Consider the following 24,617-nt stretch of genomic DNA (forward strand, 5'->3'; position numbering starts at 1 on the left):
GTATAAGGGACCCCCCAGAGCATCGCGGCGCGGAGTCTGTTCCAGAGGGAGCTCGGCACAGCCTGAACGACCGGTCCTCTTTAGCACGACCCCGCCGTTCTAGCGAACCCGCCGCCGCGAGCGCCGCAGGCCCCCCAGGGCCCACCACGCCTGCGGCAACGCTGGTCCTCCTGCGCTGGTGAGGTCGTGTGCGCCACGCCCCAGCGCGCGAGCTCCTTGCGCCGATCCCCAGGCCCGCTGCCGCGGACGCGCAGTCGCCTGCCCCTCGTCCCGGGTCGTCCGCACGCGGACCCGACGCGGCACGAGCTCGCGGCACACCGACGCACCGCGGCCGCGAGCTCGCGCGCCGCGGACTTCGCAGGTGCAGCAGCGCGGCCGCGACCACCCGTGAGCGCCACGACCTGCGAGGTCGCGATGTTCTCGACCGGCCGCTGCCCGCGAGCCGCGGCCTCTCGTGTCGCACACCGACCTGTCGGTCACGCCTCTCGAGACGAGCCGCCCGCGGTCCTCTCGTGGCGACCCTCGAGTCGCGACGTCGCCCGCGAGCGCGAACCTCGAGTCATCGACCTCGAGCCCCGCCTCGCTGCGTGTCCCGCGAGCACTTCGCGGCACGCATCGCAAGCACCGCGCGACTCTCGAGTCGGAACGCTTCGAGCCCCGCGCCTGCGCCGCGCGGCCCTCGAGCGCCGCAGCTCAAGCCGCGGCGCTGCCGTAGCTGCGCATGCTGAGGCGGGCGCGGTAGCGCATCGTCTCCTGCATCCACACGAAGTTGCCGCGGACGAAAGACCCCAGGTCGGCGACGTAGCCGAGGACCGCGGGCGAGGACAGGCCCGCGTAGTCGCGCAGGCTGCCGGCCAGCGCGTCGAACGCGTCCTCTTCGGCGCTCTGCATCGCCACCGCGCGGGCCAGCGCCTCGTCGAGGGCGAGGTTCTGGTCGGCCTGCAGCACGAGCACGAGGTTGTGCGGGTTCTGCTCGACCATCTCCTTCTCGAGCGAGCCGATGTCGTTGGCCCAGCAGATCGCGTTGTTGGCCAGCAGCTCGAGCTGTTGCACCACCACGTGCTGGCGGACCTCTTCGAGCGACTCGTGGCGGATGAGCTCGATGAGCGCGAACACCACCCCGGCCGCGCCGGTGAAGGGCCGCATCTTCAGGTAGATCGGCAAGGCGGGGCGGAGCTGGTGCAGCAGGTTCCGCAGCTCCCACACGTTGCTCTGGAAATACTTCTCCACTTCGGCGACAAACCGCGGCATGAAGCCCCGCGCCGCCCACGCCGCGGTGCGTGCGCCGAGCTCCGCGAGCATGTGGACGAGCGGCTCGTCGTCCTCGAGCGCCGGGCTGCCGCGCAGCACCGCCGACATCCGCACCTGCGCGTCGTGCAGGCGGCGCAGCGGATCGGGCGCGGCGGCGACGTCGTCACACAGCGCGTCGTCGTAGAAGAAGAGCCAGGTGATCCAGTCGCACACCAGCCGCAGCTCGGCCAGCGGGGCCCGCGGCAGGCTGCGCGCCGCCAGGCGGGCGAACTTCGCGGCCTGCAGCTTGCGCAGGCGGCCCGGGCTCAGCGCCACCGAGGGGAAGAACCGCAGCACCCACGCGATGCCCTCGCGCTCCACGAGCTCGGCGTAGCGGTTGATCGGGGCGGCCTGCGGCTCGAAGATCGACGGCTGTAGCAGCGAGGACATCTTGGTTCCGAAGAGCGGTCCCTGCGGTGATCCATCCCAACCCATTCCAAGCTTATCCCGTGATGATGCCACTTCATGGCACGACTCGCAGCCGCTTCAACCTCACCATTCGGTGGTGATATACTTCTGCACAGGTGTCCAGCCGCTCGACCCCCAGAGCCCTCGCGTGGCTCGCTGTTTGCGCCGCGCTCGGACTCGTGGCCGCGGCTCGGGGCTCGGAGACACAGGTGTGGGGTCTGATCCCCGCAGCGCATCGACTTGTGATCGAGATCGACTTGCGGCTGCATCTCGACGACGGTGCGCCCGATGAGGCGCTCGAGGCCGCGGTGCTTGCACTGGAGCCCCTCGCGGGTCGTTGCCCCCTGACGCCACCGCCGGCCGAGGCGAGGCGCTGGCTCGATGCGCACGCGCTCTCACTGTTGCCGCGCGAGTACCACTCCGCGCTCGCCGACCGGCTCGCTCCCGAGGCGTTGCGTTCGGCGATCGCCGGTGCGAGGGCGCGGCTCGCCAGTCCGTTCGCCGGGCTCGTCGGTGACGACCTGCGCCGCGACCCGCTCCGCCTCGCCGAGCTCGCTCCGCAGCTGGCCGGTCGCCTCGGCTTCCTCGCCGCCGCCGGGCCCGAGGCGTCGGTGCGCGGCGATCTCGTGGCCCCCGACGGGCGCAGCGCCTTGCTGTGCTTTCACCACGAGGGTTCTGCCCAGGACCTGCGCGCCAGCGCGGCCGCGCTCCTCGCCGCGCATCCGGTCTCGCTCACCGTGGTCGGCGCACCGGCTCGCGACGACGCCGCAGCGGCCGCGCTGTCCGCCGCGCCGCGCGTGCTGACCACTCTGGCCGCGGCGCTCACCCTGGTCCTCGCGCTCGCGTTCCGCAGCGTGCGGCCGGTGGTCGCCCTGCTGCTGGCGATCCTCGGACCCGCGGCCCTGCTGGCCGCTCTGGTCGCGCCGCTGGGCCTGCTCGACCTGCCGCTGCTCGCGCTCGCCGTCGGCATCTCCGCCGCTCCGGCGCGCCCCGATTGGACGGTCACGGCGCTCTCTGCCCTCGCCCTGACCCCACTCCTTCTCACGCCGTATCCGGCCTGGCAGACCTGGGGTCTCGCCTGGGCCGCCGGCCTCGCCGCCGCCGGCCTCGCTCGCCGCCTGGTCCAGCCCGCGCTCGCCGCGTGGCTCGGCAAACCGGCCGCCGAGCGGGCCCCGTTCGGCCGCCCCGACCCGCCGCCGCTGCGCCTGCGCGTCGCTCTCCCGGCCGCGGCGGCGTGCGCGATCGTCCTGTCCCTCGGGGCATGGTCTTCACGACATGTCCGTTTCGACAGCCCCAGCCCGCTGCCGCTGGCCGACCCCGAGCTGACCGCGGCCGAGGCGGCGGTGCGGGCCGAGTTCTTCCGCCCCGAGGACGTCGCGGTGCTCCACAGCCCCGGCGCCACCCCGGAGGAGGCGCTGGCGCGGGCGGCCGAGGAGCTGCCGGCGCTGCTGTCGCTGGTGCCGACCCAGGTCGAGCGGGTCGACGCCCCGGGGGCGTTCGCGGTCGCCGAGGCCGAGCTCAAGGCCCGCCTCGACGGCCTGCTCGCGCTCGACATCCGCGGCCGGCTCGAGCTGCTGCGCGCGACGATCGCCGAGTTCGGCATGCGGCCCGACGCGTTCGGCGAATTCATCCGCGCCGCCGGCGACGACCTGCGCGACCCGCCGAGCCCCGAGAGCGCGCTGGCCGGGCCGCTCGGGCCGTGGCTCGCCGGCAAGTTCGGCCCCGACGGCATGGTCACGCGCGTCTACCTGGCGAGCGAGCAAGGCGCGCTGCCAGCGTCGCTCGACCTGCGCGGCCCCGGCGTGTTCGCCCGCGCCGAGCACGACCGCTTCTCCGCCCGCGCCGGCGCGGTCGCGGCGGCCGGCGCGTGGCTGTCGGCGCTGGTGGTGTGGCTGGCGACGCGCCGCCTGGCCCTGGCCCTGGCCCTCGCGCTGGCGGCGATCGTGGCCCAGTGCGGCCTGCTGGTCCTGCTCCACCTGCTGGGCCGCTCGTTCGGCCCGCTCACCCTGCCGGTGCTCCTGCTGGCCGGCTCGGCCGCGGTGGTCGCCGGCCTGCGCGCGGTCCGGGCCCTCGCCGCCGGCCGCCCGTGGATCGACCCCGGCCGCTTCGCCAACGCCCTCGGCCCCCTCGCCGCCGCCCTCGCCCTGCTGGCCGCGCCGGAGCCGGTGTGGCGCTCGCTCGGCATCGCCGCCGGCCTGGCGATCCTGTGCGCCCACGGCGTCGGCGGCCTCGTCGGCCCCCTGCTCTACGCCCTCACCAGCCGCGCCGCCGAGCGCTTCTACCGCCGCCGCGAGTGAGATGTCCGATGCGCCATGTTTTTAAAGGCATGTCTCTTGGCGCAGATGATGGTGGGTCGCGCTGCGGACGAGCGGCCCGCGCCAGATGTCCGCGGCGCCAGGTTTTTTCACGCATGTCTCTTCGCACGGACACGACCGCGCCCCGCCGCGGACGAGCGGCCCGCGCGACCTCCCCCTCGCCGCAGCTGAGCCGCTCCCGGGCTCGCAACGGGCCTCCAGCGACATGCTCCGGAGGACATGTGCTTCGTAGCATGTCCGAGAGGACCTGTCTCGTTCACCCTGTTCGATTCGACATGTCCTATCCACCAGGCTGACCCATGCACCCGCGCCGCACGTTCCTCCGCCTCGCCGCGGGCGCCCTCGCGCTGGCGCCCGGCCGCGCGCGCGCCCAGGCGCCGGTCGTCGACCGCCAGCTCACGCGCCGGCTCGAGCTGTGGGCCAAGGCCGCGGCAGGCACCCGCGTGCTGGTGGCCCGCTACGCGCTGACGCGGCAGTCGACGCTGCTGAAGGAGCCGCTCAAGACGGCGGGCACGCTGCTGGCGCGCGCCCCGGACACTCTGGTCATGCGCGACGACACCCGCGACGGCGCGACCACTCGCCTGGCGCGCGGGCGGCTCGAGATCCGCCCCAACGACCCGGCCCTGCCGGCCCTGGCCGAGGCGCCGAGCCCGACGGTCACCTGGCTGTTCGAGCACGTCCTCGCGCTGTTCTGCGTCCCCGAGGGCGCCGGCGAGCCGACCGCCGCGCTGCAAGCGGACGCCCGCCTGACGGTGCCGCGCGGGCCAGGGCACCTGCTGGCGATCACCCCGCGCCGCGATCACCCCGCGCGCCGGGAGATCCGCGACCTCGTGGTCCACCTCGATCCGCACACCGGCGACGTCGACCAGCTCGACCTGGTCGAGGCCGGCGGCGACAAGCTCGTCATCACCTTCAGCCAGCGCCGCCGCGACGCCGGCGAGGACGAGATCGCCGCGCTGCTGCAGCCGACCTGAATCCTCGAATTTACCTGTCCGCAGGGACAGGCGGCCCGAACGAACAGCTCATGCCGCCCGGCGCCGGCGGCCGCGCCAGGCGAACCCGAACACCACGCCGAGGCCGAGGGCGGCGCTCCACGAGCCGCGGCGCAGGGCGCAGCTGACCCCGTCGCCGTCGTCGTAGTCGTAGCGGGCGTTCGAGGCCTTGAGGCTGGCGACGATCTCGGGGTCGAAGTCCTGCAGCAGTTGCGGCGCGCCGGCCGGGGCGATCTGCTCGACGCGCTGGGCGGCCGGCATGTCGGTGAACTCCGGCCACAGGCCGCCCGCGTCGAGCAGCACGCCGCGGCCGTTCGGCATGAGCATGCGGTTCGAGCCGGCGCACGGCACCTGCATCACCGCCTGGCGGAGGTTCGAGACCTCGCCGAGGTCGGGGTTCTGGACGAACTCGGGATCGACCGTCATCTCCTCGGGCGAAATGATCGTCAGCATGCGCGACAGGTACGGCCAGCGGGCCAGCAGGTCGACCGCGCGCCGGCCCGGGTCGACGATGCGCTCCTGCATCGCATTGGCGAACGCCGGCCCGCTCCACGCGTCGAGGTCGATCATGCCCTCGTAGGCCTGCAGATCGGCGTAGAACGCGTCCTCGGAGATCTCCGGCGGCGCCGGCAAGTACGTGCGCAGGAGCGGCAGCAGCTGCGGATGGTCGTACGCGCACGGCTCGAACGAGCAGTCGACCAGGCCCTGGCCGGCGAGCGCGTCGATCACCGAGAAGCCGTCGTTGAGCGGCATCAACTCGACGAAGGCGTCGGCGTTCCAGCGGTCGCTGAAGACGCCGTCGGTGCTGACCACGTCCGAGCCGCCGGCGTACTCGGTGACGAAGCCGTGGCCGTCGGCCATCGGCACGTCGATCGCCCGCCGCACCACCTCGTTGTAGTTGCCCGCGCTGGTGGTCCAGTCGATCGCCACGTCGTTGATCTCGACGTGGCGGTAGTTCGACGGCGCGTAGCGGCTGTGGCCGAGGCCGAACACCCGCACGCCCATGTCCGGCACCGCCGCGATCGCAGTCAGCCGCAGCGGCACACACGGCGTGGTGCCGGCGTAGGTCATCACGATCGGCTGCAGCTCCTCGACCCCGGCCCCGTGGCGCAGCTTGGCCGCCGCGAAGTAGAAGCCGTCGTCGAGGTACTCCTGCATGATCGGTCCGGCGGCGGGGTCCTGGTAGTAGCCGGCCGCGTCGAGCCACTGCCACACCTCGTCGGCGGTGCCGCCCTTGAGCACGACGATCTCGAACGGCCCGACGATCTCGCGCTTGACCACCTCGAACCCGCCGGTGCCCTCGGTGCCGCCGTCGCTGCCGAAGCCGTCCCCGTCGCCGGCGCTCTGGGCGAGGCTGACGACCCCGCAGCCGTACGACGGGTCGTCGTCGTCGGCGCAGTCGCGCGTGACTGTGAAGTTGTAGGTCGGCACCGTCGCCGCCAGCAGGTTGGTGAACAGCACCTCGGAGCCCACGGCGAAGTCCGGCTCCGCCGTCACGGGGATGACCCACCCGAACTTCAGTGGATCGCCGGTGTACTGGATCTGGATGTGCGCCTCGACCGTGCCCGCGGCCTCGTCGATGGCGAACAGGATGTTCTCGCCGGTCTGGTCGACGGGGGTCGGCTGGTTGTCGACCAGGTCGCAGAAGAAGCCGCCGCACGCGCGCGCTGGGGTCGCCGGCAGCCATGACGCGAGCCCGACGACGAAGCCGAAGGTGACACCCAGAGGACGAAAGCCGCGCGACATCGACTCCCATCACAGGCGATCGCCGACGCGCCGTCCAGGGGGCCCGGGAGCCCCGAGTCGCCATCCGCATCATGGCGACGGGCGGCCGATCGGCGAACCGCGCTTCGCAGCCCGAACAGGACGAACACTGCCGGCGGTGAGATCTCGACGGACGAACGGCGCACGCCTCACAGTTCGTTCCGCGGTCGCGCAAGCGCTTCGCGCAGCCGCTCTCACCGGCGAGAACCGGCCTGCGCGGCAGATCCGCCGCAGCTCCGCGTCCCCCGCCGGACCCGCTCACGACCACCGGTGCGAGCGCGCGACATTTTCCGACAGGCCGTTCGCCACCGGCGCCTGAACAGCTGACGGCGCCCGCTCTCGCGGTGATTCTCGCGAGTGACAGCTCGCCGGGGAGCGCCGTTGCTGCACCGACACGAAGCACCCGGGCCCGAAAAGATCGCGTCCCGTTTCCGCGTCGCGGATGGAGCTCACGACCTCCTGCGCGCAGCAGCGGGACCGCACTGCGGACCGAGCTCACGATCTTCCGCTCATGCGCGCGAGCAGCAGCTCGGTCGCGTTGCGGACCGAGCTCACGGCGCCTGGTTCGCGCGGCGTCGCCGAGCATGCAGCGAATCACCGCGCGCGCTCGCCTGCGGGCGCGGGCGCGGCTCCCGATCGCGCCATGAACAACGTCCTTGCGCGATCAACCGCTACCGGGGCCGAGCGCCTTCGGGCCCGAGCCGCGCATCCACAGGTAACCGACCCCGCCGAGCAGCACGAGCGGCCAGAACACCAGCGCTGCGTAGGCCACCGCGGCCGAGCTCACGCCGGTGAGCGCTGCGGCGCCTGCTGCGGCCCCGTTGGTGGCTTGGCGCTGCTTGCTGTAGGCGTAGGTGGCGCCGGCGGTGCCGCAGCCGATGAGTAGCGCGAGGAGCATGAGCGGGACCTCCGGAAAAAGCGGTGTGCCGCAGTATAGTGCTTTCGCGGGGCGGGGCGAGCGGACTGGACGCCGGGCGGACGGCGGCTGATACTTCCGGCCGTGACGGACGACCGGAAGAGCAACAGCGCCCGTGATTCGCGGCCCAGGGCTGCGGGCCCGGGCCCCGCGGGCGGACCGCAGCAGGACCGCTCGAGGCGAGAGCGCGGCAGAGGTCCGCGCGAGGGTGGCGAGTCGGCGGGGAACGGCGCGGCTGGAGCCGAGGCTCGCCCGCCGCGCGACGGCGGAGGCGAGGCTCGCCCGCCGCGCGACGGCGGAGGCGAGGCTCGCCCGCCGCGCGACGGTGAGCGTGGCGAGCGGCGACCGGGCGGCGATCGCCCACGCCGTGACGACGGCCCGCGCGGCGACCGACGCGATGACCGACGCGATGACCGACGCGACGATCGACGCGGCGCACCCCCGCCGCGGCGCGACACCTCGTCGCCGCTGACCGCCTCGCTGTTCAGCGCCGTCCAGGACAAAGAGATGCCGTGCCGGATCGCCGGCTGCGAGAACACCTGGACGTGGTTCGCCGCCCAGCAGATCCGCGGCTTCGGCCAGAGGCCGCCCGACCGCATGTGCGACCACCACCTAGCGCAGTTCAGCGAGCTCGCCGACCGCGAGGTCCACTGCCGCACGCCTGGCTGCCCCAACACCTGGCTGTGGAAGCGCGGGGCCCAGCTCGCCGAGCTGCAGCGGCACGGCAAGCTGCGCAAGCCCGCCCGCCTGTGCAACGAGTGCGTGGCCGCCGAGCACGACACCCACGACGCCGAGATGCCGTGCAAGGTCGAGGGCTGCCGGCGCAAGTGGATCTGGTCGCGTGACGCCCAGCTGCGCCACCGCCTGTGGGTCCTGCGCCAGCGGGCCCGCGCTCGCGCGCTCGAGAACCGCGCCCACGAGTCGGCCGCCGCCGAGGCCGCGGCGGTCGCCGCCGAGCCTGCCCCTTCGGACCTGTCCGCAGAGACAGCCGCCGAGAACACCGCGCCGATCGCCGAGGCCAGCGCCCCGGCGACCGACGAGGCGACGCCCGCGGGCGGCGAGGCCCACGAGGCCGGCGAGGGCAAGGCCGGGCCGGGCAAGAAGCGCCGGCGCCGGCGCAAGCAGCACGTGCGCGCCGTGCCGGACCCAGAGGGCCCGCCGCAGCGCATGTGTGGCCTGTGCGCGCAGAAGCTCGGGCGCCTGGTCGCGCGCGAGGTCCCGTGCAAGGTGCACGGCTGCGTGCGCACGTGGACGTGGGACCGCGCCGGTCAGCTGCGGGCGTGGGTGCAGTCGGGCAGCGACGACGTCGACTTCGACCCGCCGGCGCCCAAGCGCATGTGCGAGACCTGCCGCGAGTTCTGCCGCAAGCACCCCGACCGCGAGATCCACTGCGGCCGCCCCGGCTGCGAGTCGGTGTGGATGTACAAGACCGGCGCCCAGCTGCAGGCCTTCCTGGCCGGTCGGCTGCAGGACCCGCTCAAGCTGTGCGACGAGTGCGCCAAGGGCGAGTTCGCCAAGACGATCGAGGAGGCCGGCCTGCCCGAGGGCGCCGAGATCATGCCGTGCGTGGTCCCGGCGTGCGAAGGCACCTGGGTCTACATGCCGGGCCAGAAGTTGATGCACGTGCCCGACGGCGAGCTCGCGCCGGACCGCATGTGCCTCAAGTGCAAGCGTGAGCGAGGCCTGGCCCCGCCCGAGGAAATCGCCGCCGAGCCCGCCGCCGAGCTCGAGATCTCGCCGGAGGACACCGAGGCGCCCGAGGACGACGGCGACGAGCTGCTCGCCGACGACCCCGAGCCGGCGTCGCACGACGACGGCGCGGCCGACGACGGCGCGCACGCCGACGACGGCGCGCACGCCGACGACGACGAGCCACTGACGGACGAGGAGCCGGCGGCGGACGACGAGGCCCCGGTCGCGACTTCGGATTGACGAGCCGCAGCGTCGCGTGCGAGCCTCCGCGGGCGCACGCGACGCTGCTCTCTCGACCGCGTCTTCCCGCTCCCGGGCCCTTCGGGTCCGACCCTCGCACCAGCGACTCCGACCGCTCCCGCGTGCGCGCCCTCTCCGACCGGACCTCGAGCCTCGCGCCCGGATCCGGTCCTCGACCGCCCCGTGACCGTCACGGGGCGCCTGTCGTTCGGTACAGGTCCGAACGCGCAGGTCCTTTCGTACAGGCACTTCGAGACAGGTCCGATCGGCCATGGCCGCCAACCCGCCCCCGCGCTCCTTCGCCCTGGCCGAGACTCGGCGCCGCTACGAGGCCACCCCGCGCAACCTCGACGACGACCTGCAGCGGATGGCCCGCGGCGACCGCGGCTGCCTCGGCGACGCGATCTCGGGCTTCGGCGCGCTCGGGGTCCTGGTGTCGGGCGTGCTCGGCTACCTCGGCTACCTCGGCATGGGCTTCATGGTCGTGTTCGCGGGCCTGCTGATCGGCGGCTTCGTGCTCAGCGCGGCCGCCCAGACCCGCAGCGGCCCGGCCCGCCTCAAGGCGCTGACCGAGGGCCCGCTGGCGCTCGGCCGGGTGCTGCGGGCCGACCCGGCCCTGTTCGAGCCCGGCGACGTGCCGCACCCGGCCCTCGTGGTGTTCGCCGTCGATGCCCCGCACCGCTTCGACACGACCTACCTCCACGCGGTGGCGACGGCGCTGCTGACCCTGCGCGACGCTCCCACCGCGCCCGCCGATCAGGCCGCGATCGCGGCGATGCTGCGCGACCCCAACCAGATCGCCCCGTTGCGCCTGCCGACCGCGCTCGCGGGCGCGGGCGAGGCGTGGCTCGGGGTGGTGAGCGTCGACCCGCGCCGCCTGCCGGCGCGCCGGGTCGAGGATCATCTGGTGCCGGTGATCGCGGCGCCAGGCCTCGGCTTCGTCGAGCACGTATAGCCCGCGCGCACCCTCGCAGCGGATGCGGTCGTTCGCGCTGCTCAGCGTCGCTCGAGCAGCTGCGGGACCAGCACGAACGGGTAATCCACCTCGACCGAACCGCCCTCCGGCCGCGGGAACAGCCACCCCTGCACTGCCGCGAGCACGCACCCGTGCAGCGTCTTGTCGTCGATGTCGCTGGATCCGATCTTCGCCGCAGTCACCTCGCCCGAGGTCCCGATCGTGAACGTGACGAGCACGATCCCGTTGGCCTCCGCGTCGCGCTCCAGCGCAGTCGCGTAGCACGCCTCGATCTCCGGGCTGTGGGCGCGCACGACCCTGCCGATCAGAGCGTCGTCGAGCGAGCCCTGAGCCGCAGGCGCGCCGCCGCAGGCCACACACATCGCGGCCGTGAGACCGAGGAGGATCTTGCTGGTGTTCTTTCGCATGCCCCGTGACACGGACGCCCGCGCCGGAGGTTCCCGAAATTCGTCATTGTCTCGCACAACCCCGTCCACGCCACGATCCGCGAGCTTTTTTAAAATAACCCGAGGTCCGGACGCCCCGACGACCACCGGCCTCGCGGGTCGCGGCTCTTCCTTCTTCATACTTCCCCGACGCGACCTCATCGGCTCCTCACCATCGCCGCCGCGCCGGAAGCCGCTCGTGAATCACCCGAAGTCGCCTCCTCGTCGGTCTCGGCCGCGGCCCGAGACCTTCGTGAGTCGTGCGCTTCGCCCGGCTCTCGCCCCATCCTCGCCCGGCGGTCCCGGCGGATTCACCGTGCTCCGCGAACGCGACGTCGGGTGCCCGCGTCGCGTGCATTTTTTCTAAAAAACCACCTGTCGGTTCTGACCTGTCCTCTCGCGCAGTCGGGCCTCGCGCGAGGGCGCGCGCCCGGCCTCGACAACCGCGCGAGGCCCGGGGTATGAAGGCGACAGGGCGCCGACGACGCACGACGCGCTCGCCGAGGATCTGATGAAGCAACCTGTCCGAATCGCCCTGTCCGTTGCGCTCTGTCTCTTGGTACCTGGCTGTAAGACCAGCCAGACCTCGGCCCAGCCCGAACCGAGCGCCGCCGCGCCTGCCCCGGCGCCCGCCCCGGCCCCGGCGACCAGCGGCCCGGAGACGTGGGTCGGCGCGGTCGAGCTGCCGGGCGACGGCAAGCTGCGGTTCATCGCTCGCCTCGATCCCCCGCGGCCCGACGATCCGAAGTCGGCGTGGAGCGGGCGGCTCGACATCCCGGCGCAGAGCGTCAAGGACTTCCCGTTGCAGGACGTGCGCGTGGCCACCGACGGCCTCGACTTCGTGCTCGCCCCGCCCGGGGCGCCCGAGAATCAGTGGGCGATCTTCAGCTTCGACCGCGAGAGCGGGGCCGACGACGTCAAGGGCACGCTGAGCCAGGCCGGCCGCAGCCTGCCGGCCACCGCCCGCAAGCTGAAGCCCGGCGAGCCGGCCGACGTCGCGCCGAAGCGGCCGCAGGAGCCCAAGCCGCCGTTCCCGTACGCCACCCGCGAGGCCGCGTTCGTCAGCGCGGCCAAGGACAAGGTCGCGCTGGCCGGCAGCTTCACCCTGCCCGAAGGGCCAGGTCCGTTCCCGGCCGTGGTCCTGCTGACCGGCTCGGGCGCGCAGGACCGCGACGAGGCGCTGATGGGCCACCGCCCGTTCCTCGTCCTCGCCGACCACCTCACCCGCGCCGGCTTCGCCGTGCTCCGCTTCGACGACCGCGGCGTCGGCGGTTCGAAGGGCGCCCTCGATCAGGCGACCCAGCTCGACCTCGTCGGCGACGCCCGCGGCGCGCTCGACTGGCTGACGCAGCAGCCCGAGGTCGACAAGAACAAGCTCGGCCTCGTCGGCCACAGCGAGGGGGCATGGATCGCGGCGAGGGCCGGCGGGCTCGACAAGCGCGTCGGCGCGATCGTGATGCTGGCCGGCCCGGGCGTGGGCGGCAAGGAGATCCTGATCCAGCAGCTCGTCGCCATGGCCCGCGCCCGCGGCGTGGCCCAGGCCGACATCGACGCCCAAGTCGTGCTGCAGAAGCAGCTGCTCGACGGCCTGGCCGCCAAGAAGAAGCGCGCCGATCTCGAGCCGATCTTGCGCAAGCTGGTGACCCTGCAGGCCGAGGGCGCGACGCCGGAGCAGGTCGAGGCGCTGGTCGGCGCCTCGCTGTCGTCGCTCGCCACCCCGTGGTTCCACGACTTCCTCAAGGCCGACCCGCGCGCCGACCTGCGCAAGCTGAAGAAGACCCCGGTGCTGGCGCTGATCGGCACGCTCGACCTGCAGGTGCCGGCCGAGAGCAACATCCCCGAGCTCGAGCAGGCGCTCGCCAAGGCCGGCAACAAGGACGCGACAGTCAAGTCGCTGCCCGGGCTCAACCACCTGTTCCAGCACGCCAAGACCGGCTCGCCCGCCGAATACGGCGACATCGAGGAGACGATGGCCCCTGAGGCGCTCGGCGAAGTGTCGGGCTGGCTGCGCACGCGCTGGCCCGCGGCGCAGTGACCGGCGCCGCGCGCTGCATCACGGACATGTCCAATGGGCCATGTCCGAAAGACCGGTCCGCTCGCGGATCGTCACCATCGCGGAGACGCTGGCCCCCGAGGCGCTCGGCGAGGTGTCCGATCCGCTCGCGCGGTCGCTTCGTGGATGTGTCCGACGGGACATGTCCGAAGGCCGGCTCTTTCTCGAAGAGTGCTCCGACATCGAGGAGACGAGCAAGGCCGAAGCGCTCGCCCGCCCGCCCGCTGCTCGCGCGATCACGCCGGGCCTGCGCGCAGCTCAGAACGAGAACCCGACGCTCGCCCCGTACGTGCGGAGCTGCGGGTCGTGCAGCGGCGCCAGTCCTCGCCAGCGCAGCCGCGCCCCCGGCCCCAGGGCGAGCCCGGCCTGCACGTCGCGGAGGCGACGCAACTGCGCCCCACGGACGCCCAGAAGCACCGCGCCGCTGATGATCAGCGCCCCACCGACGCCCGCCACACCCAGCATCACGTCGCCGCCCTCGCCCAGCGTGAGGCCGATGTAGAGCCCGATCCCGAGCGGGCCGACGCCGACGCCGAGGAGAATGCCCCCGAGCTTCAGCCGCTGGCGATACTTGTCGTCCATGTACCGCGCGAAGCTCTGCACCTCGCTGTCCTCGTCGTCGTCACCGTCGGCGCGAGCCTCGGCCCGGTCCTTCTGGTCCTCTTGATAGTCGGCCCAGTGCCCGCTCAAGTCCTTCCCGAGCGCCCGCCCCAGTCGATCCGCGTATTGCTGCTCGCCGGCGAAATACCGCGCCAGGCGTATCCCCTCGTCGCCGCCCCCCGCCGCCACGACCCCCTCCGGCACGGAAGCGGCCGCCACGACTTGCGGCTGCGGCCCCTCCGGCACGGGAGCGGCCTGCACACCCACCGCGAGCAATAAGCACAAGTAGTTCATGCTCGACAGCATGCACGGCGCCGGGACCTCGCGCGAGTGCGATCTCGCCGCGCCCGCGAGAAGCGCGTCGCAGCAGCGCCGTACGTCACCAGGACGATCTCGGCCTCCTGAACGGCGCCGACCAGGGACAAAAACCGGACATCCGCGTCGGGATGGTCGTGCTGCCGCGGAGCGTGGCCTCCCCTCCGTCGCCACGCGACATGAGCGGCCCGAACCGCGTCTCGGCTCCTCCCTCGCAGGTACGCCCCACGGCGACATCACAGCGCACACGTGGGCATCGCTCGCAGCTGCCCCGATCGGTCCGCCCGTGCTCTCCTCCTCGAAGTCACTGGAAGGCGCCATCATTAAAATTGACAGGTACCTGTCAATTTTGAAAAATCGCCGCCGTGGCACGATGGACGGAAGCGGGGCGGTCGTTCACCGACCTGATCCTCGAGGTGTTCCGGCTCAACGGTCTACTGCTCGAAGCGGGCGACCACCTGGCGGCGCCCTCGGGCCTCACCAGCGCGCGCTGGCAGGTGCTCGGCGTCGCCGATCACGGGCCGGTGACGGTCGCCCAGGTCGCGCGGACCATGGGTCTGCGGCGCCAGAGCGTGCAGCAGACCGCGGACGCGCTGGCGCGCGACGGCTTCCTCGCGTTCGTCGACGACCCTGACGATCGCCGGGCCCGACGGATCGCCCTGACCGCGGCCGGGCGCCGGGCCCTGCGCGCAGTCGAGGCTCGCCACGCAGTGTGGGTCGAGGGCCTCGCCGCGCGGGTCGACCTCCGCGCGCTGCGAGCCACCGTCGCCGCCCTGCGCGACGCCACCTCCTTGCTGCAATCACCCCCGCCGCGCGGCCGTCGCCGCCGAAAGGACTAGAGATCGCATGTCATCCGAGACGATGATCCCCGTGCTCCCGAGCGTGTCGCTCCCGGCCACGCTCGCCTTCTACCGCCTGCTCGGCTTCGAGGTCACCTACGAGCAGAACAAGCCCTACGTCTACGCGGCCACCCGCCGCGGCGGCATGGAGGTCCACTTCATGGGCATCAAGGAGCTCGACCCGAAGGACGCATACAGCACGTGCCTGGTGCTGGTCCCCGAGGTCGAGCAGCTGCACGCCACCTTCGCCGACGCGCTGCGCGGCGGCTACGGCAAGCTGCCGATCGCCGGCATCCCGCGGATCACCCGCATGAAGCCCGGACAGACCCGCTTCACCATCGTCGACGTCGCCGGCAATTCCCTGGTTTTCATCAAAAAGGACGCGGGCGGCAGCGAGGACGAGGAGCCGCTCGAGGCCGTCAAGCGCCGGCCCGGCGAGTCGCGGCTGGCCCACGGGGTCCGCTTCGCCGCGCGCCTGCGCGACTTCAAAAATGACGACGAGGCGGCGGCCCGCGTCCTCGATCTGGCCCTCGCCCGCCCCGAGCCCGGCGACCCCATCGAACGCGCCCGGGCCCTCGCCGCCCGCATCGAGCTGGCCATCGCCCTCGCCGACCCTGCCCGCGCCGACGCTCTCGGCGCCGAACTCGCCGCGCTGCCGCTGTCCCCCGAACAGCGCGACGAGCTGGCCGCCGAGCTCGAGCGAGCCCGCGCGCTCGCACGCTCCCAGGAGTGATCCTGGCCTCGGGGACATGTCCTGGGAGACCTTCGCTCCGACGCGTCCGACACGACGAACCAGTCGCAGCCCTGTTCTCGGGGACATGCCCCTCGATACATTCTCCCCGCCAACGCGGCCGGCCGAAGCCTCGACGAACCGGCCGCAGCCGCGAGCGGCTGTGGGCGCTCGCGCGCTCGCAGGGCGCCCTCGGAGACAGGGCCCTGGTATCCTCGCCTCGGGTCACTCGACGCTGGACGGGCCCACCGGCACGGAGCAGGGCGCCGAGCTGGCTGCGGCGCTCGAGCGAGCCCACCCGCTCGAGCGAGCCCCGAACAGCGCGACGAGCCGGCGCTCGAGCGAGCCCGAGCTCGCTCGCGCGGCGCTGTTCCTGGGGACATGTCCTTCGGTACACACGCCACCCCGCGATCGCCCCGTCCCAACTCCGGCGCCGCCCTCGCCGGCCAGCGGCCTCCTCCGCGCGCCCGCCTCCGCGAGTGACGATCGCCCGCGCAGCTCCGCGGCCGACGGCCCATGCCCGTTCATCCTGCAGGCGTGGCGCGCCCCTTCTCCTCGTCGCTCGCGCTCGCCGGCCTGCTCGCCGCCTGCGCGCCGTCGGCCGACACGATCGCTCCGCGCGACGACGAGTACCCGCCCACGGTGCAGCCGTACGACGACGACGATCCCGAGCCGGAGGCCGGCCTGCCCGCGTGGCACTCGCTCGGCGGAGCGATCGCCGATCCGGCCGTCACCCTGAGCTCGGACGGCCGCCTCGAGGTGTTCGTGCGCGGGCGCGACGGCGCAGTGTGGCACATCCATCAGGTCGACCCGAACAGCGGCTGGTCGCAGTGGACCTCGCTCGGCGGTAAGCTGGCCGGGGGCGTGGTCGTCGGCGAAGACGGCGACAGCCACATCGATCTGTTCGCGCGCGGCAGCGACGGCGCCCTGTGGCACCTGCGACAGAGCGGGCCGAAGCACGGCTGGCCGGCGTGGACGCGGCTCGGCGGACAGCTTCACCCCGGCGATCGGCCTGCGGTCGTGCGCGGCCTCGACGGTCACCTCGAGATCTTCGTCCGCGCCCCCGATCGCTCGGTGCATCACCTGCGCGAGCTGCCCGGCCCCGCGTGGAGCACCTGGCAAGCGCTCCCAGGCCCCGTCGGTCCTGTCGCTGCCGCGCGCGACGGCGACGGCCGCCTCGTGCTGTTCGCCCGCGGCGACGGCGGCGAGCTCGTGCAACTGCGCCAGCTCGCGCCGGGCGGCGGGTGGGGCGACTGGACCGGGCTCGGCGGGCGCCTGCTCGGCGCGCCCGCGGTCGCCCGCAACCGCGACGGCCGCCTCGAGGTGTTCGTCCGCGGCGAGGCCGGCGACCTGCGCCACCTGTGGCAGACCGCGCCGGGCGGCCCGTGGTCGCGGTGGACCTCGCTCGGCGGCGCGCCCGGCGATCTGGTGGCGATGGCCGCGCCCGACGGCCGCCTCGAGGTGTTCACCCGCGGCCTCGACTTCGCGCTGTGGCGGATCGCCCAGGTCACCCCGGGCGGCGGCTGGTCGCCGTGGACCGCGCTCGGCGGCCGCTTCAACGACCTGCCGGCGATCGGCGCCAACCAGGACGGCCGCCTCGAGGCGTTCGTCCGCGGCACCGACGACGCGCTGTGGCACCGCTGGCAGGCCCGCCCCGGCTGCTGTTGGTAGAAAAAACTTCGGGCCATGTCCAGAAGGACATGGCCCGAAGAACACCTCGATGCGAGGCCTCAGGCCCGGCGCGCGCGCCGGCGCTCCCACAGCGTCTTGCCGTGGCGCCACAGCCAGGTGCCGGCGACGACGTAGACCTCGAGCGCGAGCAGCAGCAGCAGCGGGTCGTAGGGCGCGCGCAGGCGGGTGTCGCCGAAGTAGATCGCCGCGGTGATCATCAGCGCCAGCACGTGCATGGCGATGAGGCCGTAGTTGGCGATCGTGCGGCGCATGAACAGGGTGACGAGCCCCAGGACGACCGGCAGGGTGACGAAGGTGGTGTAGAGCCCCTGCCACCAGATCGCTCGCGGCCGCCACATGTCGCGGCCGGAGTCGGGCCACGGCGTGTTGTAGCCGGCGAGCAGCAGCACGTTGACGATGGCGTACTTGACCTGGCCGAGGAAGCCGGTCTTGCGGATGCACTTGGCCATCAGCGCGTCGAGGGCCTTGGCGTCGGCGATGTAGCCGCGGTAGTCGAGCTCCGGGCCGAGCGCGGGCTCGAGCTGGACCCACGAGCGCGGCGCGGTCTTGGCCCGCTTCTCGAGCTGGATCAGCGGCGGCGGCCCGAAGCGGATCTTGCCGCGCCCGGGCTCGGTCGGCGTCGCGGTGGCCTTCTTGTTGTGGCAGCGGCCGAACAGCTGGTTGAACTTGCCGTTCTCGCTGACGAGGCCGACCCGTCCGGTGTGATGGTGCATGCGCGCGGCCGAGAACCCGAGCACCGCGATCAGCGGGATGCCGGCGAACACGAGGTGACGCCAGCGCACGTTCGGCAGCGCCTTGCGCCAGACCAGCCAGATGAGGCCGAACAGCGCGATCGACAGCAGGATCTGCGGGCGGCAGGCCGTCGCCAGCGCCGCGGTGACGCCGGTCAGCCAGGCGTCGCGGGAGCGCCCCTCCTGGACCAGGCGCACCAGGTAGAACATCGACGCCATCATGAACACGCCGAACGGGATCTCGCTCAGCGTGTAGCCGCCGAGCGAGATCAGCGGGTAGTAGAACACCAGCAGCGTGCCGAGCAGCGGCGGCACCCACTTGCGCGGGCTGAGGCGCGCCGCGATCCGGTAGGCGTAGGCGACGATGCCGGTGCCCATCAACGCGTAGGCGATGCCGATCGCGGTGAAGTTGTCCTTGCCGAACAGGTACTTGATCAGCGCCAGGATGAAGTGCGTCCCGTAGGGGAAGAACGCGTGGTACTCGTTGGGCGCGCCGAACTTGTCGATCATCTGGTCGGCGCGCGAGACGTAGCCCTTCATGTCCGAAGAGACATAGTCGCCGAGCGGGTGGACCAGCAGGTTCCAGTGCAGGCGGACGAGGAAGGCGCCGAGCACGATGACGAGCGGCCAGCGGTTGCGGTAGAGCCAGTCGAGAGCGCGTTGCACGGGAGGGAAGGGGGCGGAGAGTAGCAGCGTTCCGCACGCTGCGGAAAGGCGCGGGCGGGCCCGCGATGCGGGCGCGGGCGCGCCCGACACGAAATGCGCAGCCTCACGGGCGCCCCGGGGACGGGACGCCCGCGAGCCGGCGAGCGCGCTCAGTTCTGCGGGAACTCGACCCAGTGCGCGTCGCTCAGGTCGGCGAGCGCGCTGGCCTTGAGGCCCACGTCGGACAGCGTGAACACCTGCTCGCCGATGACGATCGAGCGGCGCAGCATCGGCGAGTAGTAGCAGCCGTAGTACTCGTCCCAGCACTCGTCGACGATCGGCTCGGGGTGCTGGACCTCGCCGACCAGCGAGATGCCGTCGGCCTCGTCGACGCGGAAGCCGAACGCGCCCTGCTCCCAGGTGTAGCCGAGGTTGTCGTCGTAGCTCGACCACTCGAGCGGCAGCATCGCCAGGCCGGTCTTGCCCCACCACAGGAACGCCTTGTGGTCGAACAGCGCCTCGGACCAGCCCCACTCGGAGCCGATCGAGGTCTTGTGCAGCTGCTTCGGCGCGGCGTCGTCCGACACGTCGAACAGGCTGAGCTGGATGCCGAGCAGCTGGCCCTCCTCGGTGCCGTCGCGGCCGACGCCGAGGATCAGGTCCTCGCCCACGGGGTGCAGGTAGGCCGAGAAGCCGGGGATCTTCAGCTCACCGGCGACGACCGGCTGCGCCGGGTCGCTGACGTCGACGGTGTAGAGCGGGTCGGTCTGGCGGAACGTGACCACGTAGCCCTTGTCGCCGATGAAGCGCACGCCCTGGATCTGCTCGGTCTTGCCGAGGCCGCCGACCTGGCCGATCTGCTGCAGCTCGTCGCTCTCCTGGCGCAGCACGCTGACGAAGCTCTCCGAGGTCGCCTGGTCCCAGCCCTGGATGTCGGTGCTGGCCACCCGCAGGTCGCCCTCGTACTCCGACATCGCCCACTGGCTGAGCAGCCAGCCGCGCACCGAGCCCGACGCGACGTAGGCGGCGCGCGAGCGGTCCTGGATGTCGAACTTGTGGATGTACGTGGTGCGGCCCTGCTCCTCGGCCGAGGCCTCCGGGTCCGAGTCGGCCGGGTTCCACGGGGTCGTCGCCACGTAGAGGTTCTGCTTCGAGGCGTAGACCGTCTCGCCCTCGGAGAACACGCCGACGCCGCCGGTCGGGCTCAGGTGGCCGTCGAGGTCGACCGTCAGCACGCCGAGGGTCGACAGGCCGGAGTAGACGCCGGGGTGCATGACGTCGTCGCAGGCGAGCAGCACGCCGGAGCTGACCTCGGCTTGCCCCTGGGACAGGTCCTCTCGGACATAACGCGGCAGCCAGTTCTCGATCGTCGAGCCCTCGATGACCGAGGTGTTGAACACCTTGGACTGCGACAGCGCGACCTGCCACAGGTGGTCGTACAGCGCCTCGCTGGCGCCGCCCTGCTCGTACGCCTCGTAGTCGAAGAACTCGTACGGGTCCTTGAGCTTGAGGCCGTTCGGCTGCGAGCGCACGACCACGCGGGCGACGCCCTCGACCATGCGGGCGCTGACCAGGTCGCCGGTGATGTGGAGGTTCGACACGATCTTCATCGCGTCGGGGTTCGAGATGTCGACCTCGATCAGGCGGGTGATGCTGTTGTAGTAGTCGGGGCCGAAGTACTGCTGCAGGTCGATGCCCGCCGGCTCCGGCGCGCCCTCCCAGTCGCCGTAGTAGTACGACCAGCTGCGGACCAGCAGCAACGCGCGGTCCTCGTGCATGAACAGCTGCACGTCGTAGAGGTCGGCGCCGATCTCGAGCGAGCTGCGCAGCGTCGGCGACGCGCCGGACGCGTCGACGAAGTGGAGCTTGCCGCGCGCGAACGCCAGGATCCGCTCGCCGTCGGTCTTGACGATGTCGGGCTCGTCGACGCCGGCCTCCTGCACGTTGGTGCCGGAGTAGTCGTCGCCCGCGCCCTCGCCCTCGCCATTGCCGTCCTGCGGGGGGGGCGAGCCGTCGCCGCCCGAGTCGCCGCCGTCGCTGCCGCTGCCGGTCAGGCCGCCGGTGCTTTCACCGCCGGCGGGGTCGCCGAACCAGCCGCCGCTGTAGTCGTAGCCGTTGAGGTTGCCGTACTTCTCGATCAGGCCCTTGGCCTCGCCCTTCGTGTAGCTGAGCAGGTCGTCGCAGCTGTCGAAGGCGTAGAGGACGCGCGGGTCGAGGTTGCCGCCGCCGGGCTGCTCCTGTTCTGAACAGCCGGTGGCGAGGGCGCCGAGGAGCAGGAAGGCGGGGAGCGCAAGGGCGAAGGGGCGGGACATAAGGAAGGTCTCCAGATGAGACGTGGCCGGGGGGGCCGCGTCTTTGACAGGTCATGGGCGCCGGGGGGTCTCCGCGGCGATGCGGCCCCTTGAGCACGGCGCGTGCCAACCGGCCCCGGGCGGCCTCCGGCGGCCTTGCCGACGCTTTCGGCCCAGGCCGCGCCTTCCCGCCCCGGACACTGCGACCCCGGCGCCCGGACGTCGGCGCCAGCCTGCGGCGCCGCCGCTGCGACGATTTTTTCACGAGTTAACACACACTGCGCAAACGGCTACTCACCCCCTGCGCACACGGGGGTCACAGTCGGCGCACGATCCGCCGCCTCAGAGCCGCCCTGATGTTCTGTTAACACATCAGAGAAACATAAAGACATGTTCCAAAAGACATGTCTAATGGAACATATGTGCATTGAGCGCCAAACCAGCTGAGTCCGCAGCGGGCGCCTCGCCGCGTTGACATGTTCTTGATGTTGACGAAATCTTGACGGCAGAGGTGCTCGCATGAATTCCGCCAAGATCCACACGATCGCCGTCATCACTATGCTTGGGCTCGGTATGACCGGTGTAAAGACCGCATACGGGGCGGAGCCGTCGCAGACCGGCAAGACCGATGATACCGGCAGCTTCGTCGAGATCGACGGCGAGGCGGCCGCCCCGGAATCGGTGGTGGAAGAGGACATCGTCCTGCCGGCCGCAGCGCACGCGCAGAAGCTCGCCGTCCCGGCCAAGGTGTTCAAGCCGAAGTTCAAGAAGGGCGTCGGCCCCGGCCCCGCGATCCTGGTGATGCACGGCTCGGGCGGCCTGCACAAGATGCCGAACGGCAACGACGCCGGCGCGTGCAGCCGCGACCTCGAGGAGCAGTACGAGCGCTGGGGCAAGGAGCTGGCCGAGCTCGGCTACGTCGTGATGATGCCGGCGAGCTACACCGCGCGCGGCTTCTGCGACATGCACACCGACGAGGGCCGGATCCCGAAGAGCTACAAGAACCGCTCGGCGGCGATCGTCAGCCGGCTCTACGACATGGACGTGGCCGCCAACCACCTCTGCAAGATGGACGAGGTCGACTGCGAGCGCATGGGCGTGCTCGGCTTCTCGCACGGCGCGACGATGACCATGCTCGCGCTCCACTGGCAGATGGATCACGCGCTCAAGACATTCCGCGGGTCGGACAAGGGGAAAGAGGTCGACTTCGCGATGCCGGACCTCTCGGACGCGCGCCCGAAGTTCAAGGTCGGCGTGGCCTACTACCCCGGCTGCGGCACCGACGGCTTCCTCCCCAAGGAGACCGGCGAGGGCGTCGACATCAAGGACAAGTACTTCCCGAGCGCCGACCTGTTCGTCCTCCACGCCTCGCGCGACGAGCTGGCGCGGATCTGCACCGTCGACGCCTCGGTGGAGGACGCCAGCGGCGAGCGCGAGATCCAGTCGGCGGAGGTCGCCGCGACCAAGGGCATCGACGACCGCTACAACATCGAGGTCTACGATCGCGCCGGCCACGGCTTCGACTCCGACGAGAAGGAGGCGAACGAGCCCGGCAACTTCGAGGCTGCCGATCACGCGCGCTCGGTCGCGCTCCAGCAGATCCATTCGCACTTGAACTGAGCGCATTCGCCCTGCCTTAGCGCCTTACGCGCACCGTACACCTGTCCTTTGTGACAGATGCATCAATAGCCCATCAATGCCCCGGGACGCGGTACTTCGACCGCTCCACCGCACACGAGGCCGCCGGCGTGACGCAGATTGCTTGTCGCGTGGGCGGCCTTTCCTACGCTCGGAGGCGGTACAGGGGGGGCATTGTATGCCGTCAAGAGTGGGAAGCACGGTTGCGTATACTCGTAGGATTGCGTCCTGGGCGACGCTGCTGACGGTCGTCGGCGGCTGTCCCACCGACGACACCGGGATCGGCAGCGCGACCGACGGGGGCAGCGGCACCGGCGGTACCTCGACGCCGGCGACCGAGACGGCCGCCGAGCCCACCACCCATTCAGGGGTGTCCGGCTCGATGGGCGACGACCTCACCGGCTGGCAGACCACCGGCACCACCGACCCGGTCGGCCCGTGCGGCGCCGACCCGCTGTGCGGTATCCCGCCCGAGGAGCACGAGCCCACGCCCAAGCCGGACGGCCTGCCGAGCCCCCTACCCGGCGTATACGACGACCAGGGCCCGGCGCCGCTCGACAACGGCTTCCGCTCGCTGATGGGCTTCCCGAACCGCCAGCGCGAGCTGCTCGAGGAGCGCGTGGCGCGGATCTACGACCCCGACAGCCCCGAATTCCGCGAGTACCTCAGCGTCGACGCGTGGATGGCCGAGCACGCCCCCCTGGACGCCGACGTCGAGGTCGTCAAGGCGTGGCTCAAGTCGCGTAATTTCACCATCAATTTCGAGGCGAAGAACCGCCTCCTCATCCACTTCTCCGGCACGGTCAAGGACTTCAACGAGTCCTTCGCCACCGAGCTGCACATCTGCATGCGCAAGAACCCGCTGCACAGCGGCGACCCATTCCCGGTCTATTGCACGCTGGACAGCTTCACCCTGCCCAAATTCGTGGCCGAGCGCACCAACGGCCTGGCCACCGCGGACCTGCCGGCCGAGACGGGCACTCTGGTCAAAGAGGTGGGCGAGGTGATCGAGGACTACCCGGGCGACCAGGCCTACGGGCCGCCGGCGTTCTTCGGCGCCTACAACATGCTGCCGCTGTTCGAGCAGGGCATCACCGGCGAGGGCTCGGCGGTCGGCGTGGTCGGGGCCGGCACCTACCATTCGATCGACCTGCAGATCTTCTGGAAGTCGTTCGGTATCGAGCGGGCGCTGCCGACCCGCGTCAACCTGATGGAGCCGGTGTTCGAGCGGGTCACCGAGACCGTGCTCGACACCCAGTGGTCGTCGTCACTGGCGCCCGGGGCCGACGCGTACGTCTACGAGGGCCCCGACGCGCGCAACACCGCGCTGCTGTTCGCCTGGAACGAGGCGATCGGCGACAACAAGGTCGACGTGCTGTCGACCTCGTTCGCCCACCGCGAGGACGCCGAGGCCAAGACGCTGCGCCACCAGTACGACGAATCGGCGCTGATGGGCGCGGCGATCGGCATGACCCTGCTGTCGGCCAGCGGCGACTCGGCCGGCGCCGACACCCCGTGCAGCAGCCCGTACGTGACGTGCGTCGGCGGCACCAACCTGGTCGCCAGCGTCGACGGCAAGATCGAGTCGGAGGTGGCGTGGTCGCTGTCCGGCTCGGGCCAGTCGAAGTCGTTCGCGCTGCCCTACTGGCAGGCGGCCGACGTCGACAGCAAGTCGCGCTCGATGTGCGACCTGGCGCTGTCGTCCTCGCCCGAGAACCCGATGTGGATGCGCCGCTGGACCAACTGGGAGGCTTATGGCGGGACGTCGTTTGCCTCGCCCGCGTTCGCCGGGATGGTCGCGGTCATCAACAGCTACCGCAAGGCGCACGGCAAGCCGCGCGTCGGCTACCTCAACCCGCTCATCTACCTCCACGGCCCGACGCGCGCGACCTTCCGCGACATCACCAAGGGCGCGACCAAGTTCTGGCCGGCGGGCGTCGGCTGGGACTACCCGACCGGCCTCGGCGCACCCGACATCGCCGCCCTCGCCGCGGCCATCCCCTGAGGCCGCGCGCGGGCCTAAAGCCCGCGCGCAGCGCTGAGGCAGGTCGACTTCGGCCTGTCT

Annotated in this window: 18 protein-coding genes; 11 read left to right on the plus strand and 7 right to left on the minus strand. The window is 71.9% G+C overall.

What is annotated here, in order from left to right; all coding sequences use genetic code 11:
• Positions 1-693 precede the first annotated feature (693 nt).
• Entirely contained in the window at positions 694-1,680 is a 987-nt protein-coding gene (locus tag OV090_RS39675) for a hypothetical protein (RefSeq protein ID WP_267710050.1), read from the minus strand.
• A gap of 260 nt (positions 1,681-1,940) precedes the next feature.
• Between OV090_RS39675 and OV090_RS39680 the strand changes: the two genes are divergently transcribed.
• Positions 1,941-3,995: a hypothetical protein gene (locus OV090_RS39680; protein WP_267710051.1), complete on the plus strand. Its 2,055-nt coding sequence runs from the start codon at positions 1,941-1,943 to the stop codon at positions 3,993-3,995.
• A 317-nt stretch (positions 3,996-4,312) separates the two neighbouring features.
• Positions 4,313-4,987 carry a hypothetical protein gene (locus OV090_RS39685; RefSeq protein WP_267710052.1) on the plus strand — a complete coding sequence of 225 codons (675 nt, stop codon included), beginning with the start codon at positions 4,313-4,315 and terminating at the stop codon, positions 4,985-4,987.
• A 48-nt stretch (positions 4,988-5,035) separates the two neighbouring features.
• Here OV090_RS39685 and OV090_RS39690 read toward each other — a convergent pair whose 3' ends face one another.
• Both OV090_RS39690 and OV090_RS39695 read right to left on the minus strand, forming a co-directional pair.
• Positions 5,036-6,751: a DUF2330 domain-containing protein gene (locus tag OV090_RS39690; protein WP_267710053.1), complete on the minus strand. Its 1,716-nt coding sequence runs from the start codon at positions 6,749-6,751 to the stop codon at positions 5,036-5,038.
• 682 nt (positions 6,752-7,433) lie between these two features.
• Complete coding sequence (locus tag OV090_RS39695; protein WP_267710054.1) at positions 7,434-7,667, minus strand: hypothetical protein; 234 nt, start codon at positions 7,665-7,667, stop codon at positions 7,434-7,436.
• Positions 7,668-8,016: 349 nt separating this feature from the next.
• Between OV090_RS39695 and OV090_RS39700 the strand changes: the two genes are divergently transcribed.
• The 3 genes from OV090_RS39700 (at position 8,017) to OV090_RS39710 (ending at position 10,572) form a co-directional block, all read left to right on the plus strand.
• Entirely contained in the window at positions 8,017-8,157 is a 141-nt protein-coding gene (locus OV090_RS39700; protein ID WP_267710055.1) for a hypothetical protein, read from the plus strand.
• Positions 8,158-8,192: 35 nt separating this feature from the next.
• Positions 8,193-9,617, plus strand: coding sequence for a hypothetical protein (locus OV090_RS39705; RefSeq protein WP_267710056.1), 1,425 nt, complete (start codon positions 8,193-8,195; stop codon positions 9,615-9,617).
• A 271-nt stretch (positions 9,618-9,888) separates the two neighbouring features.
• Entirely contained in the window at positions 9,889-10,572 is a 684-nt protein-coding gene (locus tag OV090_RS39710) for a hypothetical protein (RefSeq protein ID WP_267710057.1), read from the plus strand.
• Between the two features lie 41 nt (positions 10,573-10,613).
• Here the strand turns inward: OV090_RS39710 and OV090_RS39715 are convergent, their stop codons facing one another.
• Complete coding sequence (locus tag OV090_RS39715; RefSeq protein WP_267710058.1) at positions 10,614-11,000, minus strand: AgmX/PglI C-terminal domain-containing protein; 387 nt, start codon at positions 10,998-11,000, stop codon at positions 10,614-10,616.
• Between the two features lie 574 nt (positions 11,001-11,574).
• On the opposite strand from OV090_RS39715, the gene OV090_RS39720 reads away from it, so the two are divergent.
• Positions 11,575-13,053, plus strand: a complete 1,479-nt coding sequence (locus tag OV090_RS39720; RefSeq protein WP_267710059.1) for an alpha/beta fold hydrolase — start codon at positions 11,575-11,577, stop codon at positions 13,051-13,053.
• Between the two features lie 276 nt (positions 13,054-13,329).
• Here the strand turns inward: OV090_RS39720 and OV090_RS39725 are convergent, their stop codons facing one another.
• Positions 13,330-13,977 carry a hypothetical protein gene (locus tag OV090_RS39725; RefSeq protein ID WP_267710060.1) on the minus strand — a complete coding sequence of 216 codons (648 nt, stop codon included), beginning with the start codon at positions 13,975-13,977 and terminating at the stop codon, positions 13,330-13,332.
• 374 nt (positions 13,978-14,351) lie between these two features.
• Here OV090_RS39725 and OV090_RS39730 point away from each other — a divergent pair, with 374 nt between their 5' ends.
• The 3 genes from OV090_RS39730 to OV090_RS39740 all read left to right on the plus strand — a co-directional run bounded on the left by OV090_RS39730 (position 14,352) and on the right by OV090_RS39740 (position 17,226).
• The gene (locus tag OV090_RS39730) at positions 14,352-14,825 is read left to right on the plus strand and encodes a MarR family winged helix-turn-helix transcriptional regulator (protein WP_267710061.1); all 474 of its coding nucleotides are present in this window, start codon (positions 14,352-14,354) and stop codon (positions 14,823-14,825) included.
• Positions 14,826-14,832: 7 nt separating this feature from the next.
• Positions 14,833-15,558, plus strand: coding sequence for a hypothetical protein (locus OV090_RS39735; protein WP_267710062.1), 726 nt, complete (start codon positions 14,833-14,835; stop codon positions 15,556-15,558).
• A 534-nt stretch (positions 15,559-16,092) separates the two neighbouring features.
• Positions 16,093-17,226, plus strand: a complete 1,134-nt coding sequence (locus tag OV090_RS39740) for a hypothetical protein (RefSeq protein ID WP_267710063.1) — start codon at positions 16,093-16,095, stop codon at positions 17,224-17,226.
• Between the two features lie 59 nt (positions 17,227-17,285).
• Here the strand turns inward: OV090_RS39740 and OV090_RS39745 are convergent, their stop codons facing one another.
• Complete coding sequence (locus OV090_RS39745) at positions 17,286-18,644, minus strand: phospholipid carrier-dependent glycosyltransferase (RefSeq protein ID WP_267710064.1); 1,359 nt, start codon at positions 18,642-18,644, stop codon at positions 17,286-17,288.
• A 149-nt stretch (positions 18,645-18,793) separates the two neighbouring features.
• Positions 18,794-20,935: a beta-propeller domain-containing protein gene (locus OV090_RS39750; RefSeq protein WP_267710065.1), complete on the minus strand. Its 2,142-nt coding sequence runs from the start codon at positions 20,933-20,935 to the stop codon at positions 18,794-18,796.
• A gap of 498 nt (positions 20,936-21,433) precedes the next feature.
• On the opposite strand from OV090_RS39750, the gene OV090_RS39755 reads away from it, so the two are divergent.
• Positions 21,434-22,534 (plus strand): dienelactone hydrolase family protein, encoded by a 1,101-nt coding sequence (locus OV090_RS39755; RefSeq protein ID WP_267710066.1) that lies wholly within the window; start codon positions 21,434-21,436, stop codon positions 22,532-22,534.
• A 208-nt stretch (positions 22,535-22,742) separates the two neighbouring features.
• Positions 22,743-24,557 carry a S53 family serine peptidase gene (locus tag OV090_RS39760; RefSeq protein WP_267710067.1) on the plus strand — a complete coding sequence of 605 codons (1,815 nt, stop codon included), beginning with the start codon at positions 22,743-22,745 and terminating at the stop codon, positions 24,555-24,557.
• Positions 24,558-24,617: the final 60 nt, after the last annotated feature.

This window comes from Nannocystis sp. RBIL2, from assembly GCF_026626745.1.
In the GTDB taxonomy this organism is placed as follows: Bacteria; Myxococcota_A; Polyangia; order Nannocystales; family Nannocystaceae; genus Nannocystis.